The sequence below is a fragment of the Bacillus sp. 05T31 genome (genome assembly GCF_056396725.1).
The window spans coordinates 1-2,394 of the sequence record NZ_JBFTMA010000682.1 but is presented as its reverse complement, the minus strand read 5'-3'; the positions used below and the strand labels follow the sequence as shown (position 1 = coordinate 2,394).

The following is a 2,394-nucleotide window of genomic DNA, read 5'->3' as shown; positions in this document are numbered from 1 at the left end:
GTATAAAATGATCGCGAATCCAGTTTTGTAATTACATCCTGAAGCGCAATCCATTCTGTAACTGCCACTGTATTCCCAAGTAATAACCCACTAATTTTACCTTTATGTTTCATATTTCTCCTCCTTTCTATACCAATATATGTTTCTATAACAATTATGTTTTTCTACAAAATAAAAAATGTACACATTGAGTGTACATTTCCGCTTAAGCTTGTATACCATTTCTATTCTATTTCATATATATACTATATATCGTTTTTAGGAAGAGGTGACTTATATGCTACAAAAAGAAAATCTATYAGATATTATRCGYTTACTAGCWGGSTTTCTRYTATCATTAAAATTATTATKTAAYTCTTTCGGARTRAACTTYATTACAAACGATCAAATTGACGCTATTGTAAATGTCGTTTCCTTTCTGTTCATTTTATATTTTGGTTATAAAAATAATTATGTAGGAAAAAAAGGAATCGAGCAAAAAAAAGTACTCAAAAAACACAACCTTCATTAAAAAAGGAACCTTTCTTACAGGTTCCTTTTTATCATTGCCGCACAACMACTTCATTTGTTTGYAGCGGWCCATATGATACWYCTTTATATTGAAATGTATATGTAGCCTGAAATAATGCGTTTTTGATTGCTTTATCTTTATTTGCTTTTATTTTACAAATTAGTTCTACTTTCTCATTCGGTAATAAATTATTGATTCGCCACCTTACAAGCTGGAACAAAAACTCGCTCATCCCCTTATCAGCCTTTAATGAATTTGGGATATATGCAAAATAATCTCGAATCATATGACTTACTACAACTCGTGAAATCATTTCCATTCCTTTATTTTCTACTTCAATTCGAATAATAAGTATGTCATTTACATCATAGGTCAGTTCATATGAAAATTTTTCTTTATACATACTACGGATTTGCAATGTAACTGCTACATTAGGACATTCGTTTTCCTTTTTTGAGCCATCAATCCATAACACCGGTTGTAACGGTATTGAACGCCTTCCTTGATCCGAAATCCGTTTCCATATTTTCATAATAATATTCACCCCATTTCAGATGCATCATATCCATACGACCTTATTCTGCCTCTCCACACAATATTAATAAAGCTTGTTACAAACGATATATAGTTATTACTCTTCCTTTTATCCTATTCGACAATATAAAGAAAAAACCATTTTTCCTCTGTTAACAGAAGGTATTCTTACTGAAATATTTTTTTACAATTTCCTTCATTGACTTTACACCACTACTAAGTATCGCTCACTCTTTCTCTGTCCATACAACAGAATATTTTGACGGAAGAAAAAGTTTGCCTTTTAGTCAAATTTGACTATAATATTCTTTATGGCTTTGTCAGTGCACTTGTGTAAATTGATTTAAAAAACTATATTTCAAATTTTTATGCGCTGCACTCAAAACTTCATATAGTTTACTTATTATTAAAGGAGGGTTATATTTGGAATCTCAATTATCAAAAAAAGACTCCAACAATACAAAATTTGTTGTTGCAGGTTTATTACTTGGTATTTTAATGGCGGCAATGGATAATACAATCGTTGCAACAGCAATGGCTACGATTGTTGGAGACCTAGGAGGATTTGACAAGTTCGTTTGGGTCACGTCTGCATATATGGTAGCAACAATGGCTGGGATGCCTATCTTCGGAAAACTTTCTGATATGTACGGACGGAAACGCTTTTATATTGGTGGCCTCATTCTTTTCTTATTCGGTTCTGCACTTTGCGGGACAGCATCTAGTATTGAGCAACTAAGTATTTATAGAGCAATTCAAGGGATTGGTGGCGGCGCTCTTATGCCTATCGCCTTYACRATTATGTAYGATATATTCCCRCCWGAAAARCGMGGAAAAATGACMGGRCTATTYGGTGCKGTTTTCGGRACATCTAGTGTWTTYGGMCCTTTATTAGGTGCTTAYATTACAGACTATATAAGTTGGCATTGGGTCTTCTATATTAATATTCCATTAGGAATTATCTCCTTCTTCTTCATTACTAAATACTACAGTGAATCTCTAGAATTTAGAAAACAAAAAATTGATTGGGCTGGCGCTATTACACTTGTTATTAGTATCGTTTGCTTAATGTTCGCCTTAGAACTTGGTGGTAAAGAATACGCATGGAATTCCACTGTAATTATCGGTTTATTTACAACAGTTGTTATTATGCTTATTATTTTCTTCTTCGTAGAACGAAAAGCAACYGAGCCTATYATTTCTTTCCATYTATTTAAAAAACCTTTATTYGCAGCTAGCCAAGGYGTTGCCTTTTTCTATGGYGCMGCTTTTATYATCTGTACAGTTTATATYCCAATCTTCGTTCAAGGTGTTCTCGGYGGTTCAGCCTCAAATGCTGGATTAATTTT

Annotated in this window: 3 protein-coding genes and 1 pseudogene; 2 read left to right on the top strand and 2 right to left on the bottom strand. The window is 33.0% G+C overall.

Features of this window, described 5'->3' with window-relative positions:
• Positions 1-113 (bottom strand): annotated as a pseudogene (locus AC1DJR_RS26545) (diguanylate cyclase); the annotation flags it as partial.
• Positions 114-277: 164 nt separating this feature from the next.
• On the opposite strand from AC1DJR_RS26545, the gene AC1DJR_RS26540 reads away from it, so the two are divergent.
• The gene (locus AC1DJR_RS26540; RefSeq protein ID WP_477003915.1) at positions 278-511 is read left to right on the top strand and encodes a phage holin; all 234 of its coding nucleotides are present in this window, start codon (positions 278-280) and stop codon (positions 509-511) included.
• A 31-nt stretch (positions 512-542) separates the two neighbouring features.
• On the opposite strand, the gene AC1DJR_RS26535 is transcribed toward AC1DJR_RS26540, so the two are convergent.
• A complete protein-coding gene (locus AC1DJR_RS26535) occupies positions 543-1,043 on the bottom strand; it encodes a hypothetical protein (protein WP_477003914.1) in 501 nt (166 codons plus the stop codon).
• A 425-nt stretch (positions 1,044-1,468) separates the two neighbouring features.
• Here AC1DJR_RS26535 and AC1DJR_RS26530 point away from each other — a divergent pair.
• Positions 1,469-2,394, top strand: a 926-nt coding sequence (locus AC1DJR_RS26530; protein WP_477003913.1) for an MFS transporter, incomplete at its 3' end; no start/stop codon positions are given.